A 24,733-nucleotide genomic window follows, 5' to 3' on the forward strand; every position below is an offset into this window, starting at 1 on the left:
GTAGTACGCGAGGAGCGACTGCGTCGACGGGTCCTGCGCCGCGAGCGCCTCCGCGTCGCCCTCTTCCCGAGCCGTTAGGCTGGCGGCCGTGAGCAGGGATTCCCCGAGCCTCCGCCCAACCGCGAGGCGGCTCGACATCCAGGGACTTCGAGCGGTCGCCGTCATCGCCGTCGTCCTCCATCATGTGGACGGGCGCCCGAGCGGTGGCTTCCTCGGCGTCGACGTGTTCTTCGTCATCTCGGGATTCCTCATCACCTCGCTCCTCCTTCGCGAGGTCGACCGCGACGGACGGGTCTCGCTGACCGGGTTCTACCGTCGCCGTATCAAGCGGCTCATGCCTGCGGCGATCATCGTGCTGCTCGTCACGGTGGCAGCTTCCTGGACCCTGTTGGGGTCGGGGCAAGCGCGCTCGGTCAGCGCGGACGCGCTGGCCTCCGTGTTCTTCGTGAGCAACTGGCGATTCGCGGCGAAAGGGGCCGACTACTGGGACGATCTCGGCACGCGGTCGCCGCTGCAGCACTTCTGGTCGCTCGGTGTCGAGGAGCAGTTCTACCTCCTCTGGCCCCTCATCGTGGTCGGGCTCTGCGTTCTCGCGGCGCGGCGCCCGCGGCGCCTTCGACAGGCGGTCATCGCCATCGTCATTCTGCTCTCGGCCGGTTCGATTGCGTGGGGTGCCCTGCAGACTTCGTTCGACTCAGGCTTCGCGTACTTCTCGACGCTCACGCGCGCGTGGGAGCTTGCCGCAGGAGCGCTGCTTGCTGCCACAGCCGGGCCGCTCACGCGCATCCCTTCTTCATGGAGAACGCCACTTCTCTGGGCAGGTATCACCGTTCTCGCGCTTGCGTTGGCACGCACGGATCCTGTCACGATGCCCGTGCCGGGGGCGATCGTCGCTGTCTTGGCGACGTGCGCCATCATCGCGTCAGGGACGGGCGGACAACCGCAGAACGTTTGGCCGCTGACCAATCGCGTCACCACCTACGTCGGCGATATCTCTTACTCGCTATATCTGTGGCACCTGCCTGTGGCGATCTTCCTTCCGGTGGTGTTCCCTGTGCAAGGAGCGATCGGGAAAGTCGCTGCGATCGTGATCTCCGTGGCGTTCGCGTCCGTGAGCTTCCATCTCGTCGAGAATCCGGCACGCCGTGCCGCCTGGTTTACGCGCCGCTTCGTGTCGGCGCGCGGCGCGGTCCCCGTCACGAGCGTCGTAGGGCTCGCGTTGGCGCTCACGCTCACGCTCGGGATCTCACCTCAGGCGGGTACTGCGGCCTCTGCCGCGCCCCGATCTGACGCCGACGTGCGCGCCATGCTCCAGGAGGCACTCGACGCCGACACCTACCCGGCGCTCTCGCCGAAGCTGGGCGACGTGGCGACGCTGGGCGTCCCCGACGAGGATCGGGCTGGATGCAGTGCCACCGTCGTAAGTGATCCGAACTCATGCTATTTTCCCTCAAGCGGCGCGGACAGGACGGCCCTCGTCATCGGGGATTCCACGGCGATCGTGGCGCTCCCGATGATCCGTGCGGCCCTCGGGACGGGCTGGAACCTGCGGGGGCTGACGATGGCGGCGTGCTACCAGACCGACATCACGCGCTGGTACGACGACGCCGCGCACGAGGAGTCGTGTGAGAAGCATCAGGACGACGTGCTCGGCGCAGTCGCCGAGGCGGACGCCGATGCGATCTTTGTCAGCGACCTCTATGCAGGAGTCGAACACATCACTCCCGCGGCCGATCCGATGTCGACTGGCGCGTTCATGTGGGCGACCAAGACGGGTGAGCTCGCCGAGGCGCTCGTCGCCACCGGCGCGGATGTCGTGTTCCTGCAGTCACCGCCACGACGCAGCGAGGGTGACACCGCGGCGAGCTGCGCGACCGCGGGGGTGATCCCCGACGACTGCGTTCACCTCGTCGATGGCGTGTACCGACAGGTCACCGAGGGCGAGCGCGTCGCCGCCGAGAATGCGGGCGCACAGTACGTGACGGTCGAGGAGTGGTTCTGCCTGGACGGACGCTGCCCGATCTTTGTCGGTACGATTCCGACGATGCGAGACGAATTACACATCACCAAGCAGTATGCGTCCCTATTGGCCCCGCTCTTGCGCGCTCGGCTTTCGTTCCTCGACGACACTGAGGAATAGAAGCTCGGCCCGGCGTGCAGCTAGGTGAGTGGAGTTTCTCGCGCTCAGTTGAGGATAGTATTGCCGTTTACTTTCACGGTCGTGTCGCCGTTTGATTGATGGACGCTGACGGACATGTAGTTGTTCGCAACTGTTGCGTAGACTCGGCGTCCCGACGGCCCACCGACGCTGATGGCCGCGCCCGTCCCGCCATCGGGAATCCACACGTAGTTGTTGGCGATGAGGGGGCGCGATCCAGCGCCGCCATTGTTGTTCGTGGCACTCACACGGATTCCCGCAGAGAGCGCCGAATGGCGGCGAACAGTGTTGTCCATGATCCGAATGCGACCGCAACCGTAGGTCTCGATCGCGCCGTTGTATACGGTGTTGCCCTGAATGGTCGACTCGACGCCGCCGCGCATGATGATCCTGCCCTGGTGGATCTTATTGTTCTTGATCGTGCAGATCACGTTGTCGCGGAACGATCCGTCGGTCAGGGCCGCTTCGACGATCGCCATGTCGCTGTTGCCGGAGTTGTTGTAGACCTCGTTGCCCTCGATGACCAGGTTTTCCAGGCGCGTGCTTGTGCGTCCGTTCGCGCTTGGAGTGAAGATAAAGCTAGCACGTGGGCCACTCGAGTATTTCTCAACCGTAGTCGAGGAGGTCTGCACAGAGAGATTGCCGATGAAGGAACACTGTATCGCGCTGAAGAATGTCGTATAGCATCCGTAGTTCGCGTCGATAGCAATATTGTCGGATGCCTTGCAACGCAAGCAGCCCTCGAAATCGATCGACACATCACGAGCATTCTCGACATAGTTGTTGCTCACTACGTAGTCTCGGCAGGATGTGAGGAACACGCCGGTGCTCTTGGCACCTTCGGCGTCAGGCGTGCCGAAGCCAGACGGTGGCAGCTTCGACTTGAAGATGTTGTTCGAGATGATTCCGCGAGCGTTCGCCGTTGACGAGCTCGGATCTATGTAATTGCTCGATTCGGGATTGCTCTCCCCGCCGTGTCCGATGACACCGGCGCGGTACACATCCGCGTAACATCCTTCGACGAGCACATCATCGCAGTGCCAGAGGTCGGCGAAGACGGAGCACCTGAACGCACGACAATTGATAATGCGCCCACGGGCTGGCCCCTTAGGGGATCCGCTGCCGAGCTGGCCGCGGCCGAAGATATACACGAACTCTCCGCCGACAGTGACGATATCGCGGTAGGTGGTGTTGCCGTGATTGTTCTTGAAGATCGCGTACTCGCCCCAATGTGGGTAGGTCGATGCGGCATCAGCGATGATACGTCCACCCGCGCCTTGGAAGGTCTGGCGCCCTTGTGCTGTCGCAAGCGTACCGGTGATGCGGTATTCGCGGTCGATGAGGATCGGCGTAGTTCCCGCGGCGTTGATCGCACGACGGAGCGCACCGGTGTCGTCTGTCGTACCATTTCCGGCTGCTCCGAAGTTCATTGGCGAGATTCCGGCCACGGCGTGCTCGACGGCCATGACACCCTCCGTCGCAGCGTCGATGCGTGCGGCAACGTCGGGGGCGAGCTGCTTCATCGTCGGACGACGAAGTAAGCGGAACTTCGTGATCCACGCATTCCCCGTAGTGGAGCCACCGAGGCGGAGGCTGATACGAACCCTGACAGCGTCTGGGGGAGCGGTAACACCCCACGCGTAGTCTGTCCAGCTCGTGCCCGCGGCGACGTTGCATGCTCTGTAGCCGAGACTCACACCATCTTTGTCCGTCCAGTGGAACCGCATGGTGACGGCCTTGTCGATGTTGTTCTGGACGCGCGCTTGGAAGAGATACTCCTCGCCCACCTTGACCGGAGGGGCAGCCACATTGTAAGTGGGAGTCCATTTGCCGTCGGCCTCGAGCTTCAGGGCGCGACCAGGCCCGCCCGTTGTGTCGACAGTTGTGGCGTTCGATCCGAGCGTCCAGGCTGCCTGCGGGTCACGGAAGTCGGGGTCGACGATGATGTTCGTCGAGTCATGGCGCGTCGGGACAGTCGCCAGAGCGACTTCATTGTCGGCTGTGGCGAGCCGTGAATCGTCGGTGTCAGCTGTGGAGTCCGCTGCTTCGAAATCCGGTGTGGTGCTCAAAAGTGATCCATTCTCGATAGGCCCACCGTATGCGGCCACGGGCAGATCGAGATCGTCCCTGGACTGTACATCTGGCCCGGTTTCCTCGAGTGCATCCCGTTGATTTGCCTCGTGTAACAGGAATCCTTCCACTCTGAGCCGACCCCGGTCAAGGGCCGTCCGCTTGATGCCTACCGATTCTCTGATTTCGCGCGGGCTTTCATCCATCGCTCACAGAAAGCAGTCCAGACGACCTGAGACCAACACTTTGATCGCGTACTCGAAGCCGGGAGGGAGGCACATCGGTATCGCTCCCGTGCCGAATCGAGATGCTCCAGGTCTGCCGCGCCCTGACGCCGAACGCCGGCGCCGTCGCCTCCGTGAGGGGAGGGACGGCGCCGGCGTCGGCGCGAGGGGTTCCGCTCAGCGGCGGTGCGCGGCGTAGTACGCGAGGAGCGACTGCGTCGACGGGTCCTGCGCCGCGAGCGCCTCCGCGTCGCCCTCGATCGCCGGGGCGATCTGCAGAGCGAGCTGCTTGCCGAGCTCGACGCCCCACTGGTCGAACGAGTTGATGCCCCAGATGACGCCCTGCGTGAAGGTGATGTGCTCGTACAGAGCGATGAGCTCGCCGAGCACCTTCGGTGCGAGCGAGTCCGCGAAGATCGACGTCGTCGGCCGGTTGCCCGCGAACGTGCGCGCCGCGACGAGGGATCCCGTCGTGCCCTCGGCCTCGACCTCTGCGGCCGTCTTGCCGAACGCGAGCGCCTTCGTCTGCGCGAGGAAGTTCGCGAGGAACAGGCCGTGCACGTCGCGCCCGCCGTCGGTCAGCGGGTACGCGGGATTCGCGAACGCGATGAAATCGGCGGGGATGAGGCGCGTGCCCTGGTGGATGAGCTGGTAGAAGGCGTGCTGGCCGTTCGTGCCGGGCTCGCCCCAGAACACCTCGCCCGTGTCGGTCGTCACGGGCGAGCCGTCCCACCGCACCGACTTGCCGTTCGACTCCATCGTGAGCTGCTGCAGGTAGGCGGCGAATCGGTGCAGCTGCTGCGCGTAGGGGAGCACGGCGTGCGACTGCGAACCGAGGAAGTTCGTGTACCAGACGTTGAGGAGTCCCATCAGCACGGGCACGTTCCGCTCGAGGGGCGTCGTGCGCACATGCTCGTCGACCGCGTGGAATCCGTCGAGCAGCTCGCGGAAGCGCTCCGGGCCGAGCGTGATGGCGAGCGGGGCGCCGATCGCCGAGTCGACCGAGTAGCGACCGCCCACCCAGTCCCAGAACCCGAACGCGTTGTCGGTGTCGATGCCGAACTCCGCGACCTTGTCGAGCGCCGTCGACAGCGCGATGAAGTGCTTCGAGACGGCGGCCGAGCGCTCCTCGTCGGATTCGAGGCCGAGCCCCGCCCACAGCCAGTCGCGGGCGAGGCGCGCGTTCGTGAGCGTCTCGAGCGTCGTGAACGTCTTCGACGCGACGATGAACAGCGTCGTCTCGGGATCCAGGCCCGCGGTCTTCTGCGCGAGGTCGGTCGGGTCGATGTTCGAGATGAACCGCGCCTCGATGCCGGCATCGGCATATGGCGCGAGCGCCTCGTAGACCATCACGGGGCCGAGGTCGCTGCCGCCGATGCCGATGTTGACGACGTGCGTCACGCGCTTGCCCGTCACACCCGTCCACTCGCCCGAGCGCACGCGGTCTGCGAACGCATCGATGCGGTCGAGCACGCCCTGCACGTCGGCGTCGATGTCCTGCCCGTCGACGACGAGCGGGGATCCGGCGGGCCGGCGCAGCGCCGTGTGCAGCACGGCACGGTCCTCGGTCGTGTTGATGTGCTCGCCGGCGATCATCGCGGAGTAGCGCTCGGCGACGCCGGTCTGCTCGGCGAGCTTCACGAGCGAGGCGAGGATCTCGTCGGTCACGAGGTTCTTCGACAGGTCGACGTGGAGGTCGGCGAGGTCCAGGGTGAGCCGCTCGGCGCGGGCGGGATCGTCCGCGAACCAGGCGCGGAGGTCGGGGGAGAAGCCGTCGCGGTGCGCGGCGAGCTCGGCCCAGGCTGCGGTGGAGGTGGGGTCGACAGGAGCAGTCATGGTGCCAACCTACCGAGACTGGGGATCACGTGCGCGCCGCGCGTCATGTGAGGAGGATCCGCGCGAAGAGGACCCCGGGCGGGGTGTGCGGTCACCCGCCCGGGGCCGGCTCAGATCGCCGCGGCGTGCAGCAGCACGGCCTGCTCGGGCCGCAGGACGGGCAGGGGCACGCCGACCTCGGCGAGGAAGCGCCCCGTCGCCTCGATCCCGACGTCGAACCAGGCGGGGCCGTGGATCTGGACGAACGGGCTCTCGGCGTCGCCCTCCGTCGTGCGCGGGAAGTCCTCGGCCGTCGGCATGAGGGGCGAGAGGCGGTAGGTGCGTTCGGGATCCAGGCCGGGGATCCGCACGCGGCCCGGCATCTCCGCGACGGGCGAGCGCAGCATCACCGCGGCGAGCAGCGCCTCGTCGTCGCCGACGACCCCGTGCAGCGCCAGGGCCGGATCCGGCAGATCGGCGTGCACACGCCGCCCCGAATGCAGGAGCGGGCGGAACCGCTTGTACAGCGCGATGCCGCGTCGCAGGATCTCGCGCTCGCGGTCGGTCGCGTCGCGGACGTCCCACTCGATGCCGAAGTGGCCGAACAGCGCCGTGATGACGCGGAACACGATGTCGTGTGTGCGCCCCGTCGTGTGCGCGTGCGTCGGCCCGACGTGCGAGCCGACGAGCTCGGGCGGCAGCACGGCCCCCGTCCAGCGTTGGATCGTCTGCCGCTCGAGCGCGTCGTTGCAGTCGGACGCCCACACGCGGTCGGTGTGCGCGAGCACCCCCAGATCGACGCGCGCGCCGCCCGACGAGCACGACTCGATCTCGACGTGCGGGTGCGCCTCCTTCAGCGCCGCGAACAGCCGGTAGGCGGCGCGCGTCTGCGCGTGCGTCGACGGGCGCCCGTCATGGCCGTGCTCGGCCAGGTCGCGGTTCTGATCCCACTTCAGGTACGCGATGTCGTTCTCGCGCAGCAGGGCGTCGATGCGGTCGTAGACGTACCGCCACGCCTCCGGGTCGACGAGGTCGATGATGTGCTGGTGTCGCCATTCGAGGGGCAGGCGTCCGCCGGCCGGGGCGGGCCCCACGATCCATTCGGGATGCGCACGCGCCACGTCGGAGTCGAGGTTGATCATCTCGGGCTCGACCCAGAGCCCGAACTCCATCCCGCGCGCGGTGACGGCGTCGATCAGGGGGGTGAGTCCATCCGGCCAGCGCTCCTCATCGACGTACCAGTCGCCGAGCCCCACCTCGTCGTGCGTGCGCCCACGGAACCAGCCGTCGTCGAGCACGAAGCGCTCGACGCCGATGTCGGCCGCCGCCTCGGCGAGTTCGACGAGCGGCTCGAGCCGGTGATCGAAGTACACCGCCTCCCACGTGTTGAGGATGACGGGCCGGGGACGATCGCCGGAGACGCCGACGTGCTGTGGCCGGGCGCGGATCCAGTCGTGGAATCGCGCCGTCACGCCGTCGAGGCCGTCAGCCGAGAACGCCGCGAAGAGCGACGGCGTCTCGTAGGCCTCGCCGGGGGCGAGGACGACCTCGCCGGATCCGAGCAACTCCGCGGCACCCGTCATGTGGCGGCCATCGGCGAGCGCATCGAAGAACTGCTCGTGGTCGCCCGACCACGCGAGGTGCGTCGCCCAGACGCGCCCGCTCCGGTTCGCGAAGCCCGCCCAGCCGGCCGCGACGAGGATCGACGAATCGTGCCCCGTGCGCCCGTGCCTGCCCGATCGCACCCACGTGCCGCGACGGATGTCCTGCCGCTGGGGGTGGTTCTCCCGGCACCAGCGCCCGGTGAGGTCGAGCAGCTCTGCGGCGTCGTTCGGAACGGGCAGCGTGACCGCGAGCTGATCGAGCTGGTAGGGCGCGTCGCCCGTGTTGCGGAGGACGTTTCGGGCCTCGAGCAGCCCCGATGGGTGCATCGTGAGCCGCGAGACGACCTCGACGCCCGCGGCGTCATCGCGCTGGACGATCTCGGCGGATCCTGCGTCGCAGATCGCCGACACGACGCGCAGTGCGGGGGAGAAGTCGCGGCCGGCGCGACCGTCGACGACGCGGCTGCCGCGGAGCCCCGGGCGGCCGAGCCAGCCGGACGAGGCCTGGGGGACGACGCCCGCGGTGACGGGCACGTCGAGGGCGGAGTGAGGGATCGGATCCACGAGGGTCTCGAGCGCGGGCAGATCGTCGCCGAGGTCGGCGCCCCAGTGGACGATCTCGGCCTCGCCCGTGTGGAAGGCGATGACGACACTCACGCCGGCGGCGCGCAGGTGGAGAGGAGGCATGGGTTTCGCTTTCGTGGCGGGGAACGAAGGCGGGCGGCGCGGGGGAGGACCCCGCGCCGCCCGCGGAGGGATCACTCGAAGAGCGCGTTGACCTGGTCGTTGGCGTCGGTGAACGAGCTCGCGGGAGCCCCGCCCGTGAGGACGGCGTCGGAGGCCGGCTTCATGATGCCGACGACCTTCGCGGCGTTCTCCGCGATCGGGAAGAGGAACGTCGTGCCCTCCTCGACGTGCGTCGTGAATGCGGATACGTCGACGCCCTTCTCGGCGAAGGCCTCCGCCGCGAGCTCGCTCGAGCTCGAGATCGCGGGGAACACGACGGCGTGCTCCGCGACGACGTCCTGACACGCGGCCGACGCGAGGTACTCGACCCACGCGAGCGAGCCCTCCGGGTTCTCGGTGCCGGCCCAGATCGAGTCGGCGAGGCCGTTGAACATCGAGGCGCGCTCGCCGGATGGGCCGATCGGCGTCGGCGCGATGCCGAGGTCGATGCCGTCGTAGCCCGCGTACTGGCCGATCATCCACGAGCCGTGCGAGTTGATCGCGGTCTTGGCGGCGCCGAAGTTGTCGGCCGCCGATGCGCCCACCGTCGTCTCGAGGGGCGGCATATAGCCCTTCTCGACGAGCGAGGCCCACCACTCGAACGTCTCGTGGAACTCCGGCTGGTCGTAGTTGTAGTGCTCTCCCCACGGGTTCTCGTCCGTGTGCGTCCAGCCGAGCGTCGCGGTGAGGTACGACCACTCCGTCTGGCCCATGCCCTCTCCGGAGGAGTTCAGCCCCAGGCCGTACACGGCCACGCTGTCCTTGTCGAAGCCGTCCTCGTCGCCGCGCACGCCGTTCTCGTCGACCGTGAGGCGCGCGATCGCATCCTCATAGGATCCGCCGTCATCGGGATTCCAGTCGAGGTTCGCCATATCGTCCTCGGTGAGGCCGGCCTCCTCGGCCATCGCGCTGTTGTAGAAGAGCGCGACGGTGTCCCAGTCCTTCGGGAGGCCGTAGCGGCTGCCGTCCTGGCCGACCCAGAGGTCGGCCAGGCCCTCGTTGTAGATCGAGGTGTCGGCCTCGAGGTCGTCGAGCGACAGCAGCTGATCGGTCGCGACGAAGTCGGGGTACTTGCTGAGGTGATCGGTGAACACGTCCGGCGCCGTGCCGGCGGCCATGCCGTTCGTGATCTTGCTCCAGTAGTCGTCCCAGCCGGTCTGGGTGACCTCGACCGTGACGTCCTCCTGCGAGGCGTTGAACTCCTCCGCGCACTGCTGGTAGGCGGGCAGCTGATTCGCGTCCCAGAGCCAGTAGTCGACGACGCCGTCGCCTCCTGCGCCGCTGCCGCCGCCGCATGCCGTGAGGGCGAGGGCCGATGCGCCGAGGAGCGCCGTCGCTCCGATCGCCCTCGTGCCGAATGCGTTCTTCATGATGGGTGTCCTTTCGGGAATCACTTGGTGCCGTTGAAGCCGATGGAGTTGACGATCCGCTTGCCGAAGATGGCGAAGAGGATGAGGACGGGAAGCGCCGACACGAGCGTCGCGGCCATGAGGCCGGACCAATCGGGCGCGCCCTGGGGGGATTGCGACTTGAAGACGCCGAGGCCGACGGTGAGCACGCGCGTGCTGTCGTCGGAGGCGACGAGGAGCGGCCAGAAGTACTCGTTCCACTGCGTCATGAAGGTGAGCAGGGCGAGCGTCGCGAGCGGGGCGGCGGCATTGGGAAGCACGATCTGGAAGAAGATCCGCCAGTGCCGCGCGCCGTCGAGCATCGCCGCCTCCTCGACCTCGCGCGACATGCTGAGGAAGAACTGCCGCATGAAGAAGATCGCGAACGGCGTCATGAACAGGAACGGCAGCACGAGGCCCGCCATCGTGTTGAGGAGGCCGAGGTTGCGGATGAGGAGGAAGTTCGGCAGCGCCGTGAAGATCGGCGGCACGAGCACGGTCGCGAGGAACAGGCCGAAGACCTTGTCGCGCCCGCGCCACCTGAGGCGCGAGAACGCGTACGCTGCCATGGAGCTGAAGAACACGGCGCCGACGGTCGTCACGGTCGCGAAGACGGCGGAGTTGCGCAGGTAGATCCAGAAGTTGATCGACGCGCCGGATCCGCCTTCGGCGATCGCCTCCGCGGGCGACTGCAGGCCGAAGACCCGCAGGAAGGACCCGATGCTGAAGTCGGCCGGGAGAATGCTCGCGGAGTTCGCCGCGAGTGCGCCGTTCGTCGACAGGGCGGTGCGCAGGACCCAGTAGAAGGGGAGCACGCTGACGGCGACGGCGAGGACGAGCAGGGCCCACGGGATCACCCGGCGCCAGGAGAAGTGCCGCGGGCGGCGGCGCGAGCCGGTCACGAGGGTGCGTGTGTCGGACATCGTGGGGCTCCTTACGCCAGATCCGATTCGTTGCCGCGCAGCACCTTCATCTGGATGAAGGCGACGACGGCGAGGATGAGGAAGAGGACGACGGCGATGGCGGATCCGTACCCGAACTCCTGCTCGGCGAACGCCTTCTGCCAGATGTAGTACTGCAGCACGCGGCTGGCATTGACCGGCCCGCCCTGGGTGGTGACGGCGACCGTGTCGAACACCTGGAACGAGCCGGTGATCGTGAGGATGAGCACGAGCGCGAGCACGGGTCGCAGGAGAGGCAGCGTGATGCGGAAGAACTGCTGAAACGGGTTCGCCCCGTCGAGGTTCGCGGCTTCGTAGACCGTGTTCGGGATCGCCTGCAGGCCGGCGAAGATCAGCAGCGCGACATAACCCATGTGTCGCCACGTGTTGATGATGGCCTGCGTCGGGATCGCCCACTCCTGTGAGCCGAAGAAGGCGACGCGCGGCATCCCGAGCCAGTCGACGACCTGGTTGACGATGCCGAGGTTGTAGTCGAGCATCCAGAACCACAGCAGCGCCGCGATGACGTTCGCCATGAGGTACGGCATGAGCAGCATGCCGCGGATGACGGTCGACTTGGCGACGCGGTGCATGAGGAGGGCGAGGCCGAGCGCGAGCGCCGTCTGTAGCACGATGTTGATGATCACGTACTGCAGCGTGACGACGAGGGCGTTCCAGAAGAGCGGGTCGCCGAACAGTCGTTCGTAGTTCGCCAGGCCGACCCATGCGGGAGAGCCGAGGATGCTGTACTCGGTGAAGCTCAGCCAGAGGCCGCGCAGTGTCGGGAACACGTAGAACGCGATGAGCCCCAGGAACGCGGGGGCGATGAAGGCGAGGGCCACGCGGAGGTCGGTGTGTCCGCGTCTGAGTCGTGCTCCGCCGTCGCGCCGCGCTCGAGCGCGGCCGACGACGATCGTCGTAGTTGCCATCTTCATACTCCGTCGTGATGCGATGGTCAGTGGGTGACGGCGAAGTTACACGAGTCACTATGTCCACACAAGTGGCAGATTCTCCGCCGTGAAATCAGTGAACGGCGCGGGACAACCCGAGGTTGACTCGTGTAACTGGGGCTGGCAGACTCCGCATATGACAACCTCGACCTTCTCCCTCGGCATCGTCGGCGCGGGACAGTTCTCCGGCCAGTTCGCGAAGCTCTTCCGCGCCCACCCCCTCGTGACGAGCGTGCGGGTGACCGATGTCCTCCCGGAACGCGCGCGGGATCTCGTCGAGCGCGAGGGTCTCGACGGCGCAGTCGCGAGCTTCGACGAGATGCTCGCGAGCGATGTCGACGCCGTCGCGATCTTCACGCAGCGGTGGACGCACGGCCCCCTCGTGGTGCGCGCGCTCGAGGCTGGCAAGCACGTCTACTCGGCCGTCCCGATGGCGGTGTCCGAGGAGGAGATCCGAGCGATCATCGATGCGGTGCGCTCGACGGGCCTGACCTACATGATGGGCGAGACGAGCTACTACAACCCCGCGACCGTCTATGCGCGCGAGCGGCGGCGCGCGGGCGCCTTCGGCCGCGTCTTCTATGCCGAGGGTGACTACGTCCACGACATGGATCTCGGCTTCTACGCCGCCTATCAGCACTCCGGCGGCGAGGAGTGGAAGCGCACCGCGAGCTACCCGCCCATGCTCTACCCGACCCACTCCGTCGGGGGCGTGCTCGGCGCGATCGGCGGCCGCGCCACGAGCGTGAGCTGCATCGGCATGCGCGACGACCGGGGCGATGGGGTCTTCGACCGCGACGTGAGCATGTTCGACAACGACTTCTCGAACGCGACGGCGCTGTTCGAGCTCGCGGGCGGCGGCAGCATGCGCATCAACGAGTTCCGCCGCGTCGGCTATCCCTCGCATCTGCGAGAGTCGCGGTTCCGCTACTTCGGCACGGAGGCGAGCTTCGAGCAGCTCGTCCGGGCCGCCGTCTGGCAGGACAAGGAAGGCTACGAGGACGTGAGCGAGCTGCTCGAGACGCGGCCCACGATGTCGCCGGACGATCCGTCACTCGCGGACGTCGATCCCGCGTTGCGGGACGCCTTCATCTCCGGGCTCGCTCCGGTGCACGACGCCGAGCGGCTCCCCGAGGAGCTGCGCCGGCTCCCGAGCGGCCACGAGGGCAGTCATCACTTCCTGGTCGACGACTTCGCCCGGGCCGTCGCGACGGGCGCGCTCCCGCCCGTGCACGCGTGGGAGGCCGCACGCTACACGCTGCCCGGCATCGTCGCCCACCGCTCCGCCCTGCGCGGCGGGGAGCGGCTCGAGATCCCCGATCTGGGGGATGCGCCTGTCGAGGAGTCCCTCCGGTCCGCGCCATAGGATGACGCTCATGACGACTCCCTCGCGCGCGCCGAGCCGCGCGACACGCAGCGACGTCGCGCGGCTCGCGGGCGTGAGCCCCGCGGTCGTCAGCTATGTCGTCAACGGGACGAAGCGCGTGGCTCCGGAGACGGAGGAGCGGGTGCGTTCGGCCGTCGCGCGCCTCGGCTACCGGCCGAACCCGTCGGCCCGCGCACTGCGGCTCGGTTCGACCGAGACCCTCGGCATGATCGTGCCGAGCGCGACGAACCCATACTTCGCGCACCTCGCGCACGAGGTCGAGGTCGCGGCGTCGCGGCGCGGATACGCGCTTCTGACGGCGAATGCGGACGGGTCCCTCGAGACCGAGCGGCGGCACCTCGAGCACCTCTCGGCGCGCCTGGTCGATGGGATCTTCCTGTGCAGTTCGACGCACGACCCCGTTCTGCGGGATGTCGACCTGCAGGGGATCCCGATCGTCCTCCTCAACCACAGCGCGGCCGCACCCTCGCGCGACGCCGTCGGCGTCGATCTCGCGGGCGGCGCGCGCCTCGCCGTCGAGCATCTCGCCGGTCACGGGCACGAGCGGATCGGGCTCATCGTCGGCCGTGCGACGGGAACCGACGAGGACGGGCGCGAGACGGGGTGGCGTCGCAGCCTCGAGGAGCTGGGTCTGGCGCTCGGGCCCATCGGGCGCGGTGAGTTCTCGCCCGACGGCGGATACGCGGCGATGAGACACCTCGTGCGTTCGGACGCCGTGCCGCGGGCGCTGTTCGTCGCCTCGGATCAGATGGCGCGGGGTGTCCTCAAGGTCGCGCACGAGATGGGGATCCGCGTTCCGGAGGATCTCGCGATCGTCTCGTTCGACGGATCCATCGACGCGGCCTACAGCTGGCCGACGCTCACGAGCGTCGCGCAGCCCGTCGCCGCGATGGCGGAGGCGGCCGTCGATGCGCTGCTCAGCGCGTCGGCGGAGCCGAGGAGCCGCATCATGACGACGTCGCTCGTCGTCGGCGGATCCTGCGGCTGCTGAGGTCGCGCCTCGGTGCCGGACCTCCGGCGCCCGCTATCGTGGCGACGTGAGCGACGACGAGGCCACCCTGCGGGATCTCCGACGCGTCGCGCGGCACCTGCGTTGGGGGTACTCACGCCCCGCGCTCGCCGGCGCGGTCGCATGTGTGGCGCTCGTCGGCGCGATGGCGGCTTCGGCCGTGCTTGCGAGCGGCGCGGATGGATTCCTGCAGATCGTCGCGGTGTTCGTGACGTTCGGAGGGGGTGGCGTCTGCGGTGCGGTGGTCGCCACGATGCTCGCGCACCGCACGCGATCGGGAGGCGCCGGGCCCCTCGCGGGCGCGCTCTGGCAGCTCCTCATCTCGGCCGTGCTCGCCGCACTCGTCGTGCTGCCCGCGTTGCTCGGCGTCCTGCGTGGCACGATCGGCCTGATCGTCTTCCTGCCCCTGCTGCCGTTCGTCGCGGTGGTGGCCATGGTGGCGGTGCGGATGGTGTTCGGGGCGGTGCTCGATGCGCTGGCCGCTCGCGCCGGAATCGGCCGCGACGCCGACGGCTGAGTCTCCTCCGGCGCCCGCGCATCCCCGTGGCTTCCTCGAGCGTGCACCAGAGACGGGCCGAACCGCCTCCTGACAGACAGGCTGGACGCTCGCTATGTTGTCCGTATGAACTCACTGGTGCTGGCCCAGCAGACAGGGCTCCTCGCGTCCGCGTCCTCTTATGGAGACTTCGGAGGGACGGGCGCCTTCGGCGGCATCCTCGCCGCCTTCGGCGTGAGCGGCGGCGTCGTCGGCTTCATCGTGTACGTCGCCGTGGCGATCGGCCTCTGGAAGACGTTCAGCAAGGCCGGCCTCCCCGGCATCCTCGGGATCATCCCGATCATCAACATCATCTTTCTGCTGAAGGTCGCGCGCATGAGCTTCTGGTTCGCGCTGCTCTACATCGTCCCGATCGTGAACGTGATCCTGCTGATCGTCGTCGCGATCAAGGTCGGCAGGAACTTCGGCCACGGCGGCGCGTTCTCGTTCTTCATGCTGTGGCTGCTCGCGCCGATCGGCTACCTCATCGTCGGCTTCGGCGGCGACCGCTACCAGCCCGAGACACGCTGAGGTCGGCTGCGCGTCAGGCCGTCGACGCCTGCTGCTCGGCGGCCCACGCGGCGACGCGGCGCGCGCTCTCCTCATCGGAGAGATCCTCGACACGCGTCGTGATCGTCCAGCGCACGCCGAACGGATCCCGCAACGATGCGTATCGGTCGCCCGAGACGAACGTGCTGACGGGTTCGCGCACGGTCGCCCCGGCGCGGACCGCGCGGTCGACCACCGCGTCGACGTCGGCGCAGTACAGGCCGATCGAATAGCAGTCGGCGTCGCCGCCCGGGGCCGGCACCGTGGACCAGTCCGGGCTCGGCTCGCCGAGCTGGAGGCGTCCCGTCCCGAAGTCGAGGTCGGCGTGCGCGACGACGTCGCCGAATCGCGTGACGTCGATCACGCGCGCGCCGAACACGGTGCGGTAGAACTCGAGCGCGTCGCCGGCGCCGGCGATCGCGAGGTACGGGGTGAGAGTGGTCGCGGTGCGGGGGCGGCCGTCGATGGTGTGGGCGCCGGTCGCGCCGTGAGGAGGAGTGCTCTGGTGGGTCATGCGGCCACGGTACGGCGGCGCGCGTCCGTCGCGCTTGGAGATTCGCGACACGTCCGGCGGAGAGCGCGATGACGGACCCGAGCGACCCGCGCGGCATCCTCTATCCGGAGCGGCTGCCGTCGTTCCGCCGGGAGCCGGCGCCCGCCGCGCTCGCCGATCGCGTGCGATGGTTCTGGATCCCACGGTGGAACCTGCCGCCGGGCGCCGTCTCGCGGCAGGACGTGCTGCCGTTTCCTGCCTCGAACATCGTCGTCGAGCCGGGCGGGGTGACGATCGCCGGGCCGACGACGCGCGCGTCGCACCGCGAGCTGCGGGGGAGCGGCTGGGCGGTCGGCGCACTCCTGCGCCCCGCTGGGCTCACGTCCCTCACATCGGATCCATCGGCGATCCGCGACGCAGAGGTGGCGTTCGACGTGCCTGAGCTGGCCGGCGAGGTCGCTCGGACGATGTCCGATTCCGACGACGATGTCGCGCGCGAGGGCGCCGTCCGTGTCTTCTCACGCTGGGCGTCGGCGCACCTCGAGGCGCCCGACGGAGGCGGGCTGCTCGCCAATGCGATGGAGGACGCCATCGCGGGCGACCGCGACATCGTGCGCGTCGACGACCTCGCACGCCGCCTGGGCATCTCGGTGCGCGGAGTGCAGCGCCTCGCGCGTCGATACGTCGGCGTCGCGCCGCTGGCCATCATCCGGCGATACCGGCTGCAGGAGTCCGCCCAGCGCCTGCGCGACGACCCCGCGCTGACGATCGCGCGGATCGCCGCGGAGCTCGGCTACGCCGATCACGCGCACCTCACGGCCGACTTCCGTCGGACCCTCGGCATGACGCCGACCGCCTACCGCCGGTCGGGCGACGTCACGAGATGACGATGCCCGCGGGCGGCCAGACGCCCAGGATGATGCCCATGAGCAGGATCGTCACGAACTCGTGCGAGATGTTCATGATCGTCAGCTGCGCGGGGCGCTTCTCGAACGCATCGTGCGTGATCAGGCGCGCCGCGGTGAAGCCGACCCACAGCAGCGCGGCCGTGACGACGGCCGAGAGCAGGTAGCTGCCCTGATAGAAGTGCCAGGCGATCGTGGTCGCCCCCGCGAGGACCCAGGCCGTCACGAAGCTCACGATCACGGTCAGCATCATCGGGCCGATCGCGTCCTTCGCCTCGCCATCGGTGCGCGTTCCCGTCAGCTCGGCCCAGCGGGCGCCGAACACCTTCGGCGCGTACCAGGTCGATCCGACGACGATCGTCGAGAGCGTCGCGACGATGACGGCCCAGTAGTTGATCTCGGGAATCATGCGTCGACGGTAGCGCGCGCGGCCGATGCGCAGGAAGGGGGCGCGGCCGTCTCGACGAATCGTGCCCCGGCGGTCCCCGATGTCGGTCATTGCCGATAGCGTCGGCGGCAGACGTTTCGTTCGAGGGGGTCCGCATGCAGACGGCAGTCGAGTTCCGGGGTGTGTCGAAGACGTTCCCCGACGGCACGCTCGCGGTCGACTCCCTCGACCTTGTGGTCGCCCGCGGCACGACGACCTGCTTCGTGGGGTCATCGGGCAGCGGCAAGACGACCGCGCTGCGCATGATCAACCGCATGGTCGACCCGACGAGCGGCGCCGTGCTCGTCGGGGGAGACGACGTCGCGACGCGCGAACCGGTCGCGCTGCGGCGATCGATCGGCTACGTCATGCAGCACGCCGGCCTCCTCCCGCACCGCACGGTGCTCGACAACGTCGCGACCGTGCCGGTGCTCGCGGGAGCGAACAGGCGCGAGGCGCGCGAACGCGCCCGCGAGATCATGGGCGCCGTCGGGCTCGACGGCGCCCTCGCCACGCGCTACCCGGCGCAGCTGTCGGGGGGCCAGCAGCAGCGCGTCGGCGTGGCCCGCGCCCTCGCGGCCGACGCCGACCTGCTGCTCATGGACGAGCCGTTCGGCGCCGTCGACCCCGTCGTCCGCGCCGACCTGCAGGAGGAGCTGCGCCGCCTCCGCGACCAGTTCGGCAAGACGATCGTGTTCGTCACACACGACATCGACGAGGCGTTCCTGCTCGGCGACCAGGTCGCGCTGTTCCGTCCCGGCGGCCGGCTCGCCCAGCTCGACTCGCCCCGCCAACTGCTCGACGAGCCCGCCGACGACTTCGTGGCCGCGTTCATCGAGGCCGGACGGCCGAGGAGCATCCTGCGGTGACCTGGCTGTTCGCGAACCTCGATCAGATCCTGCAGTACGCGGGGCAGCACGTCGTTCTCGCGGTCGTGCCGACCGTCATCGGCGCCGTGCTGTCGCTCCCGCTCGGCTGGCTCGCGAATCGCCACCGCATCGGACGCGGAGTGCTGCTCGGCGCCTCCGGGCTGCTCTACGCGATCCCGTCGCTGCCGCTGTTCATCGTGATGCCCGCGCTCATCGGCACGCGGATCCTCGATCCGATCAACGTCGTCGTCGCGCTCAGCTTCTACGCTCTGGCGCTCATGCTGCGCACGAGCGCCGATGCGCTCGCCTCCGTCGACGGCGATCTGCGCCTCGCGGCGACCGCCGTCGGGTATGGGGCGTGGCAGCGCTTCTGGGGCGTCGAACTGCCCGCCGCGGGGCCGGTGCTCCTCGCGGGTCTGCGCGTCGTGTCGGTGAGCACGGTCAGCCTCGTGACCGTCGGATCCCTCATCGGGGTGCAGTCGCTCGGCTACTACTTCGTCGACGGCTACCAGCGCGGCTTCGCGACGGAGATCGCGGTCGGCGTGATCGGCACCGTGCTCATCGCGGTGCTCCTCGACGCGGCGCTCGTGCTGGCCGGCAGGGCGCTCATGCCATGGACGCGACGCGCCGCGCCGCGACGCGCGAGAAGAGCGGCGGTCGCCGCATGAACGTCTTCGCGAGCGCGCTCGCCTGGCTCGGCGACGCCGCGAACTGGGGCGGACCGGCTGGCATCGCCGCGCGCGCGACCGAGCACCTCGCCTATTCAGGTCTCACGCTCGCGATCGCCGTCGCGATCGCGGTGCCCATCGGGGTGTGGGTCGGCCACACGGGGCGCGGGCGGGACGTCGTCGTCCCGCTGACGGGGGCGCTGCGCGCGCTGCCCACGCTCGGCCTCGTCACCCTGCTCGCGCTGCTCATGGGCAGCGGGCTGCTCCCACCCCTCCTCGCCCTCGTGATCCTCGCGATCCCGCCGATCCTCGCGGGCACCTACTCGGGCATCGAGGCGATCGCGCCCGAGACGCGCGGCGCCGCCCGCGCCGTCGGGTTCACGACCGCGCAGACCGTCTGGCAGGTCGAGCTGCCGCTCGCGCTCCCGCTCATCGCGGGCGGCGTGCGATCGGCGGCCCTGCAGGTCATCGCCACGTGGACGGTCGCGGCGTTCCTGCCGCTGGGCGGCCTCGGGCGCTTCCTCATCGACGGGCTCGCGGTGCGCGACTATGCGCAGATGCTCGGCGGCTCGCTCATCGTCATCGCGCTGGCGCTCGTCGCCGACCTCGCCTTCGCGGCCGTCGAACGCGCCCTCACGCCCCGCGGTGTCCGCGGATCCCACTACCGTGGGTCGCGGAGGCGCGCCCGCACGTCCGACACCGAGATACGAAAGGCCCATGCATCATGACGCAGAAGAGGATCCTCACGGCGGTCGCAGGCCTCGCGGCCGCGACGCTCACGCTCACGGCGTGCGGGTCGAGCGACCCGCTCGCGAACGATCCCGGCGACGGGGGCGACGGCGCGGCATCGGGCACGATCGTCGTCGGTTCGGCGGCCTTCCCCGAGTCCGAGATCATCGCCTACATCTACGCGGGCGCGCTCGAGCGCAGCGGCCTCGAGGTCGAGGTGAGCCCCGGCATCGGCGCGCGCGACGTCTACATCGCGGCGCTCGAGGACGGCTCGATCGATCTCGTCCCCGAGTACACGGGAAACCTGCTGCAGCACTTCGACGACACTGCCGACGCACAGGCGAGCGACGAGGTCTACACCGCCCTCCAGGGCGCCGTCCCCGAGGGCTTCGAGGTGCTCGACCAGGCCGAGGCGGCGAACGCCGACTCCTACAACGTCACGCGGGAGTTCAGCGACGAGAACGGCGTCACGAGCCTCGCCGACCTCGCCGCGGTCGACGGCGAGATCACCGTCGCCGCGAACCCCGAGTTCGCCGAGCGCCCCTATGGCATCCCCGGCCTGAAGGACGTCTACGGTGTCGAGGCGACGCTGCTGCCCATCAACGACGGCGGCGGGCCCAACACGCTCAAGGCGCTCCTCGACGGCGAGGCGCAGGTGGCCGACATCTACTCGACGACGCCGTCGATCGCCGAGAACGATCTGGTGACGCTCGACGATCCCGAGAACATGATCCTCGCGCAGAACATCGTGCCGCTCATCTCGTCCGATGCGGCGTCCGACGAGGCGGTGGCGGCCATCGACGCGGTGCAGGGCGCCCTCACGACCGACGACCTCATCGCGCTCAACACGCAGAGCTCGGTCGACAAGCTCGCCTCTCAGGAGATCGCGGAGGGGTGGCTCGACGCGTCCGGCCTGTTCTGATCCGCCTCATCGGACGCGCCCGGACCCTGGGCGCGTCCGATGCCTCCGACATGAGGTGTCGCTCGCATGCCGCGAAGTGCATGGGGGAGGGCCTACCGTAGGAGGAAGCGATCGGCGAACGCCCATGGCTTCCATGCAGACGGAGCTCCGGCCCGTCGCGATCGAAACGGTGCTGACATCTCCTCCAGCCAGACCGCCGCGCCGAGCCGCCTCGGCCCCATCCGTCAGACATACGCCCGCGCGGAGGACTTCCCCCACGTCGCGAAGGCCTATTCGCAGGTCTCGCAGGTCGCCCGCGAGATGGGCCTCCTCCAGCGGGCGCGCTGGTTCTACGCCCTCGTCGGCGCCGCGCTCGTCGTCGCCTTCGGCGGCGCCGTCACGGGCTTCATCCTTCTCGGCGACAGCTGGCTCCAGCTGCTCATCGCGGGCGCGCTCGGCATCATCTTCACGCAGGTCGCGTTCCTCTCACACGAGGCCGCGCACAAGCAGATCCTCTCGACGGGCCCCGCGAACGATCGCCTCGCGGTCATCCTCGCCGGTTCGATGGGCCTCAGCGCCTCGTGGTGGAACCACAAGCACAACCGTCACCACGCGAACCCGAACCGCGTCGACAAGGATCCCGACATCGAGGTCGACACGATCGCGTTCCTCGACGAAGACGCGGGCAAGGCGCGGGGGCTGACCCGCCTCATCAATCGCTATCAGGGTTGGCTGTTCTTCCCGCTCCTCACGCTCGAGGGGCTGAATCTTCACCGCCACAGCATCGTGCACCTGCTCTCGCGCGGACCCGTCAAGGGCCGCTGGACCGAGCTGTCGATCATCGCGGCGCGCTTCGCCCTCTACCTCACGCCGATCTTCATGTTCCTGCCGCTCGGCATGGCCTTCGCCTTCGTCGGCGTGCAGATGGCCGTCTTCGGCGTGTACATGGGGGCCTCGTTCGCGCCGAACCACAAGGGCATGCCCGTGATCGCGCCCGATGCGAAGCTCGACTTCTTCACGAAGCAGGTCCGCACCTCGCGCAACATCCGCGGGGGATGGTGGGCCACGACCCTCATGGGCGGGCTCAACTACCAGGTCGAGCACCACCTGTTCCCGAGCATGGCGCGCCCCCACCTCGCGAAGGCGCGCGAGATCGTGCGCGACTTCTGCGCGAGCCACGAGGTGCCGTACACCGAGACGTCGCTCATCGAGTCGTACGCGATCGTCGTGCAGTACCTCAACCGTGTGGGGCTCGCGGCGCGCGACCCGTTCGACTGCCCCGCCGCGGCGCAGTTCGGCCGCGGCTGACGCGAACGCACAGACCCTGCGCGAGAGCACACGACATGTCGTGTGCTCTCGCGCAGTTCGTGTGCTCTCGCGGCGGCCGTCAGGCGTCGCGGGGCGCGCCCCGGGTCGAGGCCCGCTCGCGCAGCTGTGGGACGATCTGCACGCGCTCGACCGGGCGGCGCGCGCCCTCCGCGAGGCGGGCGGCCATCGTCTCGACGGCGCGACGTCCGACGTGCTCCTTCGCGGGGCGCAGGGCCGTGAGGGGCGGATCCGCGCCCTCGGCGATCTCGTCGTCGTACGCCATGATCGCAAGGTCCTCCGGCAGAGCCCACCCGTGGTCCGCTGCGAACTGCTGCAGCAGGACGGCCTGCGGATCCGAGTGCACCAGGAGGGCGGTGCATTCTCGGGTGCGCACATCGTCGAGGAGCGTTCCGAGCGCATCGCCGCGCGCCGTGCTCGCGAGCCGATCCAGCGACACCGACACGTCGATGGGCGAGTCGACGCCGAGCGCGGACGTCGCGCGGAGCCAGCCGCGGCGCAGCTGCGATGACGTCGGCGACTGCGCCGCGGTCACGATGCCGACGCGCCGATGCCCCCGCGCCGCGAGGTGCCGGAGGGCGAGCTCGCCCCCGAACACATGGTCGGTCGTGACCCACTCGAGCCGCGTGAGCCCCAGCGCAGCGGGCGCCTGCCGTTCGACGAGCACGACAGGCAGCGGCAGCTGGTCGAGCCACTGCAGCATCGCGTGGCCGTCGGGGCCGAGGTTCTCGGGCGCGACGATGAGGCCGTGCACGCCGCCCCCGTCGAGCAGGGAGGCGATCTGGCGGCGCTGGTCGTCGATCGCGTAGCTCGCGCCCCGCAGCACGAGCTGCACACGCTGTTCGGTCGCGGCGGCCCGCGCGCCCACGACGACCTGCGGCCAGTAGTAGTTCAGCGACGGCACGACCATGCCGACGCGGAACCGGGGCGCCGACGAGGTGGCGCGGGTCGGCACGGTCGTGTCGAGCGCGCTGCGGAGGGTCGCCCCGCCGTGCACCCGGGTGACGAGCCCCTCGTCGGCGAGGCGCCCGATGTCGCGGCGGATCGTGAGCTCCGCGACGCCGAGGGCGCGTGCGAGGTCGCTCACCCGCACGGATCCCGTGCGCCGCAGCTCGTCCATGATGTGCTCGCGCCGCGAGAGGCCGAAGGGCCGCGAGGAATCGCTCATGACGCCTCCGCCCGCGCGCGGACCTCGAGCGACGCCGCGCCCGCCGCCGCCTCGAGCACGATGCGGCTCACCTTCTCGCCCCACGAGCGCGCCATCAGCGGATCCGTCACCTCGCGCGTCTCGATCCGGCAGGTCGCGGCGTCGTGCGCGATGCGCAGCCCGCGCCCGCCGTCGGGGGCGGGGACGACGACCTCGTCGCCGTCGGTGCGCGGCACGCCAGCGCAGACGAGCACGACGGCGCCCGCGCCGTCGCCGAGCGCCCACTCGTCGCGCACCCGCACGGATCCGTCGGCGATCTCGGTCCGGCGCACCCACCTCTCGCCGTCCGCGAGCGGGTAGGCGCGGCTGAGGTCGATCGTCCATCCGGTCTCGTCCGCCGTCGCCTGGGCGCGGCTGTCCGCGCCCGGCCGCTGGGTGAGGCCGCGCGGCCAGGGTGCGCTGTGCCAGTCGCTCGAGACGTACCAGAGGTCGTAGCGGCCGTCGGAGAACGTCTGCGCCGTGTAGGTCTCGCGGCCAGGATCGATCACGACGGGCACGCCGTCGACGGCGATCGAGATCGCGCCGAGGTCGTTGTGGTTGTGGGCCTCGTCGTTGTGCCCGGCCTTGGCCACGAGAGTCAGCCCCTCGACGGATCCCGCCCGCTCGCGTGCGATGCCGACGCCGATCGACGGCAGGTCGACACGTGCGGGGAGGGGGGATGCCGCGCCGTCGGCCGCGCGGGCGATGGCCGCGTGCCAGTCGTGGTCGAGCAGCGCGAGCGCCAGCCGCCCGAGCCCGCTCTGGTTCGCGGCTGACCGCGTCGCCGCCTCGATCGGATCCGCGTGCGCCGCGGCGAAGCCCGCGGACGCCTCGGTTCCGCACAGGCGCGCCGCCCGGAAGAGCGAGTGCCACGCGGGGAGCTCCGCCGCCCGCGCATCCGCGTCGGACCAGCTGGCGTACCAGTCGCCGCCGAGGTGCACCCGTTCCGGGAAGCGCACGAGCTCGACGAGCCCAGACAGGGATCCGCCGGCCGCCTCGCGTGAGATCGCGCCGCCCGCGGCGGCGTCGATGAGCCCGAGCGCGTCGAGGGCCCGCGCCGCGCCCTGCCACCAGTATCCGAAGCCCTCGTCGATCGCGCCATCGGCGGGCAGCTGAGCGAGGTAGCGGTCGATGCCGTCGACGCACCTCCCCTCAACGGCGTCTCGCAGCTCGCCGTCGGCGAAGGCATGGGCCGCCACGAGCAGGTTTCCGTAGATCCAGGGCGCCCAGTTGTGCATGCGCTCCTCCGTGCCCTCCCAGTGCCAGGGCTCGGCGAGGAACGGCTCGAGCGCGCGGCGCACGGTCTCGTTTCGCAGCCGGTGCCGGACGCCGGGGAAGGCGCGATCGAGCTGTGGGCCGAGCACGATGTCTGCCCAGGCGGCCTGCGCCGCGGCCTCGCCGGTGCCCAGGTCGACGACGGGGCGCGCGGTGTCGGTCGTGAGCAGCCCGCGCGTGAACGCATCGTCGTGCGCGGGCCAGCACCAGCTCGACTGCTCGCACAGCAGCCACAGTCCGTTCGCCGCCTCCGCCAGATTCTCGTCGCTCGGCGCGACCGCCGCCGCGAGCACGGCGCGCGTGATCCGTTCCGTCCGGGCGAAGAACGGATCCTCGTAGGCGACGCGGCTGCCGCGGCTGCCGTACGCGGCCCAGTCCGTGAGCAGCGTCTGGGGCCAGGGTTCGCGACGGTCCGCGGCGGCCCGTTCGAGAAGCGCGTCGCGGACCGCGGCCGGGACGCCGCCCCACGCGTGGCGGTCGTCCGCGTCGGGGGCGGGTGATGTCGGCGTCGCGTGCGCGCGCCACAGGGCCGTGACGGAGCCGCGAGGGAGGAGGGAGGCGCGGCGGTGCGCCGTCCCGGCATGTTCGATCATGTTCG

The 24,733-nt window shown here is 69.6% G+C and carries 21 protein-coding genes; 11 read left to right on the forward strand and 10 right to left on the reverse strand.

What is annotated here, in order from left to right:
* Positions 1-88 precede the first annotated feature (88 nt).
* Complete coding sequence (locus GB932_RS12725) at positions 89-2,140, forward strand: acyltransferase family protein (RefSeq protein ID WP_197517472.1); 2,052 nt, start codon at positions 89-91, stop codon at positions 2,138-2,140.
* 44 nt (positions 2,141-2,184) lie between these two features.
* Here GB932_RS12725 and GB932_RS12730 read toward each other — a convergent pair whose 3' ends face one another.
* The 6 genes from GB932_RS12730 to GB932_RS12755 all read right to left on the reverse strand — a co-directional run bounded on the left by GB932_RS12730 (position 2,185) and on the right by GB932_RS12755 (position 11,855).
* The gene (locus GB932_RS12730) at positions 2,185-4,227 is read right to left on the reverse strand and encodes a putative periplasmic lipoprotein (RefSeq protein WP_156761077.1); all 2,043 of its coding nucleotides are present in this window, start codon (positions 4,225-4,227) and stop codon (positions 2,185-2,187) included.
* A gap of 402 nt (positions 4,228-4,629) precedes the next feature.
* Positions 4,630-6,288, reverse strand: a complete 1,659-nt coding sequence (gene pgi, locus GB932_RS12735; protein WP_156761078.1) for a glucose-6-phosphate isomerase — start codon at positions 6,286-6,288, stop codon at positions 4,630-4,632.
* A 110-nt stretch (positions 6,289-6,398) separates the two neighbouring features.
* A complete protein-coding gene (locus tag GB932_RS12740; RefSeq protein ID WP_156761079.1) occupies positions 6,399-8,558 on the reverse strand; it encodes an alpha-galactosidase in 2,160 nt (719 codons plus the stop codon).
* A 71-nt stretch (positions 8,559-8,629) separates the two neighbouring features.
* Positions 8,630-9,967 carry an ABC transporter substrate-binding protein gene (locus GB932_RS12745; RefSeq protein WP_156761080.1) on the reverse strand — a complete coding sequence of 446 codons (1,338 nt, stop codon included), beginning with the start codon at positions 9,965-9,967 and terminating at the stop codon, positions 8,630-8,632.
* A 20-nt stretch (positions 9,968-9,987) separates the two neighbouring features.
* Entirely contained in the window at positions 9,988-10,908 is a 921-nt protein-coding gene (locus GB932_RS12750) for a carbohydrate ABC transporter permease (RefSeq protein WP_156761081.1), read from the reverse strand.
* Positions 10,909-10,919: 11 nt separating this feature from the next.
* On the reverse strand, positions 10,920-11,855 hold the full coding sequence (locus GB932_RS12755) for a carbohydrate ABC transporter permease (RefSeq protein ID WP_156761082.1): 936 nt from the start codon (positions 11,853-11,855) through the stop codon (positions 10,920-10,922).
* A gap of 157 nt (positions 11,856-12,012) precedes the next feature.
* On the opposite strand from GB932_RS12755, the gene GB932_RS12760 reads away from it, so the two are divergent.
* The 4 genes from GB932_RS12760 (at position 12,013) to GB932_RS12775 (ending at position 15,338) form a co-directional block, all read left to right on the forward strand.
* Complete coding sequence (locus GB932_RS12760) at positions 12,013-13,242, forward strand: Gfo/Idh/MocA family protein (protein ID WP_156761083.1); 1,230 nt, start codon at positions 12,013-12,015, stop codon at positions 13,240-13,242.
* A gap of 10 nt (positions 13,243-13,252) precedes the next feature.
* A complete protein-coding gene (locus tag GB932_RS12765) occupies positions 13,253-14,254 on the forward strand; it encodes a LacI family DNA-binding transcriptional regulator (protein ID WP_156761084.1) in 1,002 nt (333 codons plus the stop codon).
* 46 nt (positions 14,255-14,300) lie between these two features.
* Positions 14,301-14,789: a hypothetical protein gene (locus GB932_RS12770; RefSeq protein ID WP_156761085.1), complete on the forward strand. Its 489-nt coding sequence runs from the start codon at positions 14,301-14,303 to the stop codon at positions 14,787-14,789.
* A gap of 105 nt (positions 14,790-14,894) precedes the next feature.
* The gene (locus tag GB932_RS12775; protein ID WP_231916180.1) at positions 14,895-15,338 is read left to right on the forward strand and encodes a DUF5684 domain-containing protein; all 444 of its coding nucleotides are present in this window, start codon (positions 14,895-14,897) and stop codon (positions 15,336-15,338) included.
* Between the two features lie 13 nt (positions 15,339-15,351).
* Here the strand turns inward: GB932_RS12775 and GB932_RS12780 are convergent, their stop codons facing one another.
* Positions 15,352-15,870: a VOC family protein gene (locus GB932_RS12780; protein WP_156761086.1), complete on the reverse strand. Its 519-nt coding sequence runs from the start codon at positions 15,868-15,870 to the stop codon at positions 15,352-15,354.
* A 68-nt stretch (positions 15,871-15,938) separates the two neighbouring features.
* Here GB932_RS12780 and GB932_RS12785 point away from each other — a divergent pair, with 68 nt between their 5' ends.
* Entirely contained in the window at positions 15,939-16,736 is a 798-nt protein-coding gene (locus GB932_RS12785) for a helix-turn-helix domain-containing protein (protein WP_156761087.1), read from the forward strand.
* Here GB932_RS12785 and GB932_RS12790 read toward each other — a convergent pair.
* Positions 16,726-17,163 (reverse strand): DUF1761 domain-containing protein, encoded by a 438-nt coding sequence (locus GB932_RS12790; protein WP_156761121.1) that lies wholly within the window; start codon positions 17,161-17,163, stop codon positions 16,726-16,728. The genes GB932_RS12785 and GB932_RS12790 overlap by 11 nt on opposite strands.
* Before the next feature lie 134 nt (positions 17,164-17,297).
* Here GB932_RS12790 and GB932_RS12795 point away from each other — a divergent pair, with 134 nt between their 5' ends.
* The 5 genes from GB932_RS12795 to GB932_RS12815 all read left to right on the forward strand — a co-directional run bounded on the left by GB932_RS12795 (position 17,298) and on the right by GB932_RS12815 (position 21,656).
* The gene (locus GB932_RS12795) at positions 17,298-18,050 is read left to right on the forward strand and encodes an ATP-binding cassette domain-containing protein (protein ID WP_156761088.1); all 753 of its coding nucleotides are present in this window, start codon (positions 17,298-17,300) and stop codon (positions 18,048-18,050) included.
* Complete coding sequence (locus GB932_RS12800; RefSeq protein WP_156761089.1) at positions 18,047-18,718, forward strand: ABC transporter permease; 672 nt, start codon at positions 18,047-18,049, stop codon at positions 18,716-18,718. Before GB932_RS12795 ends, GB932_RS12800 begins: the two co-directional genes overlap by 4 nt.
* Positions 18,664-19,446 (forward strand): ABC transporter permease, encoded by a 783-nt coding sequence (locus GB932_RS12805; RefSeq protein WP_306769959.1) that lies wholly within the window; start codon positions 18,664-18,666, stop codon positions 19,444-19,446. The genes GB932_RS12800 and GB932_RS12805 overlap by 55 nt, the downstream gene beginning before the upstream one ends.
* Positions 19,443-20,369 carry an ABC transporter substrate-binding protein gene (locus tag GB932_RS12810; protein ID WP_156761090.1) on the forward strand — a complete coding sequence of 309 codons (927 nt, stop codon included), beginning with the start codon at positions 19,443-19,445 and terminating at the stop codon, positions 20,367-20,369. The genes GB932_RS12805 and GB932_RS12810 overlap by 4 nt, the downstream gene beginning before the upstream one ends.
* A gap of 66 nt (positions 20,370-20,435) precedes the next feature.
* Positions 20,436-21,656: a fatty acid desaturase family protein gene (locus GB932_RS12815; protein WP_156761091.1), complete on the forward strand. Its 1,221-nt coding sequence runs from the start codon at positions 20,436-20,438 to the stop codon at positions 21,654-21,656.
* 79 nt (positions 21,657-21,735) lie between these two features.
* Here the strand turns inward: GB932_RS12815 and GB932_RS12820 are convergent, their stop codons facing one another.
* Together GB932_RS12820 and GB932_RS12825 are read right to left on the reverse strand one after the other, a co-directional pair.
* Positions 21,736-22,842: a substrate-binding domain-containing protein gene (locus tag GB932_RS12820; RefSeq protein ID WP_156761092.1), complete on the reverse strand. Its 1,107-nt coding sequence runs from the start codon at positions 22,840-22,842 to the stop codon at positions 21,736-21,738.
* Positions 22,839-24,728, reverse strand: coding sequence for a heparinase II/III family protein (locus tag GB932_RS12825; protein ID WP_156761093.1), 1,890 nt, complete (start codon positions 24,726-24,728; stop codon positions 22,839-22,841). The genes GB932_RS12820 and GB932_RS12825 overlap by 4 nt, the downstream gene beginning before the upstream one ends.
* Positions 24,729-24,733 lie beyond the last annotated feature (5 nt).

It is taken from the genome of Microbacterium karelineae, assembly GCF_009745985.1.
In the GTDB taxonomy this organism is placed as follows: Bacteria; Actinomycetota; Actinomycetes; order Actinomycetales; family Microbacteriaceae; genus Microbacterium; species Microbacterium karelineae.

What these genes read in the sequence shown, in the direction of transcription:
- GB932_RS12780 (WP_156761086.1), bottom strand. Translation starts at nt 15,870, where the DNA reads ATGACCCACCAGAGCACTCCTCCTCACGGCGCGACCGGCGCCCACACC.
- GB932_RS12795 (WP_156761088.1), top strand. Translation starts at nt 17,298, where the DNA reads ATGCAGACGGCAGTCGAGTTCCGGGGTGTGTCGAAGACGTTCCCCGAC.
- GB932_RS12765 (WP_156761084.1), top strand. Translation starts at nt 13,253, where the DNA reads ATGACGACTCCCTCGCGCGCGCCGAGCCGCGCGACACGCAGCGACGTC.
- GB932_RS12775 (WP_231916180.1), top strand. Translation starts at nt 14,895, where the DNA reads ATGAACTCACTGGTGCTGGCCCAGCAGACAGGGCTCCTCGCGTCCGCG.
- GB932_RS12740 (WP_156761079.1), bottom strand. Translation starts at nt 8,558, where the DNA reads ATGCCTCCTCTCCACCTGCGCGCCGCCGGCGTGAGTGTCGTCATCGCC.
- GB932_RS12745 (WP_156761080.1), bottom strand. Translation starts at nt 9,967, where the DNA reads ATGAAGAACGCATTCGGCACGAGGGCGATCGGAGCGACGGCGCTCCTC.
- GB932_RS12820 (WP_156761092.1), bottom strand. Translation starts at nt 22,842, where the DNA reads ATGAGCGATTCCTCGCGGCCCTTCGGCCTCTCGCGGCGCGAGCACATC.
- pgi (WP_156761078.1), bottom strand. Translation starts at nt 6,288, where the DNA reads ATGACTGCTCCTGTCGACCCCACCTCCACCGCAGCCTGGGCCGAGCTC.
- GB932_RS12805 (WP_306769959.1), top strand. Translation starts at nt 18,664, where the DNA reads ATGGACGCGACGCGCCGCGCCGCGACGCGCGAGAAGAGCGGCGGTCGC.
- GB932_RS12825 (WP_156761093.1), bottom strand. Translation starts at nt 24,728, where the DNA reads ATGATCGAACATGCCGGGACGGCGCACCGCCGCGCCTCCCTCCTCCCT.
- GB932_RS12755 (WP_156761082.1), bottom strand. Translation starts at nt 11,855, where the DNA reads ATGGCAACTACGACGATCGTCGTCGGCCGCGCTCGAGCGCGGCGCGAC.
- GB932_RS12760 (WP_156761083.1), top strand. Translation starts at nt 12,013, where the DNA reads ATGACAACCTCGACCTTCTCCCTCGGCATCGTCGGCGCGGGACAGTTC.
- GB932_RS12785 (WP_156761087.1), top strand. Translation starts at nt 15,939, where the DNA reads ATGACGGACCCGAGCGACCCGCGCGGCATCCTCTATCCGGAGCGGCTG.
- GB932_RS12790 (WP_156761121.1), bottom strand. Translation starts at nt 17,163, where the DNA reads ATGATTCCCGAGATCAACTACTGGGCCGTCATCGTCGCGACGCTCTCG.
- GB932_RS12750 (WP_156761081.1), bottom strand. Translation starts at nt 10,908, where the DNA reads ATGTCCGACACACGCACCCTCGTGACCGGCTCGCGCCGCCGCCCGCGG.
- GB932_RS12810 (WP_156761090.1), top strand. Translation starts at nt 19,443, where the DNA reads ATGACGCAGAAGAGGATCCTCACGGCGGTCGCAGGCCTCGCGGCCGCG.
- GB932_RS12815 (WP_156761091.1), top strand. Translation starts at nt 20,436, where the DNA reads ATGCCGCGAAGTGCATGGGGGAGGGCCTACCGTAGGAGGAAGCGATCG.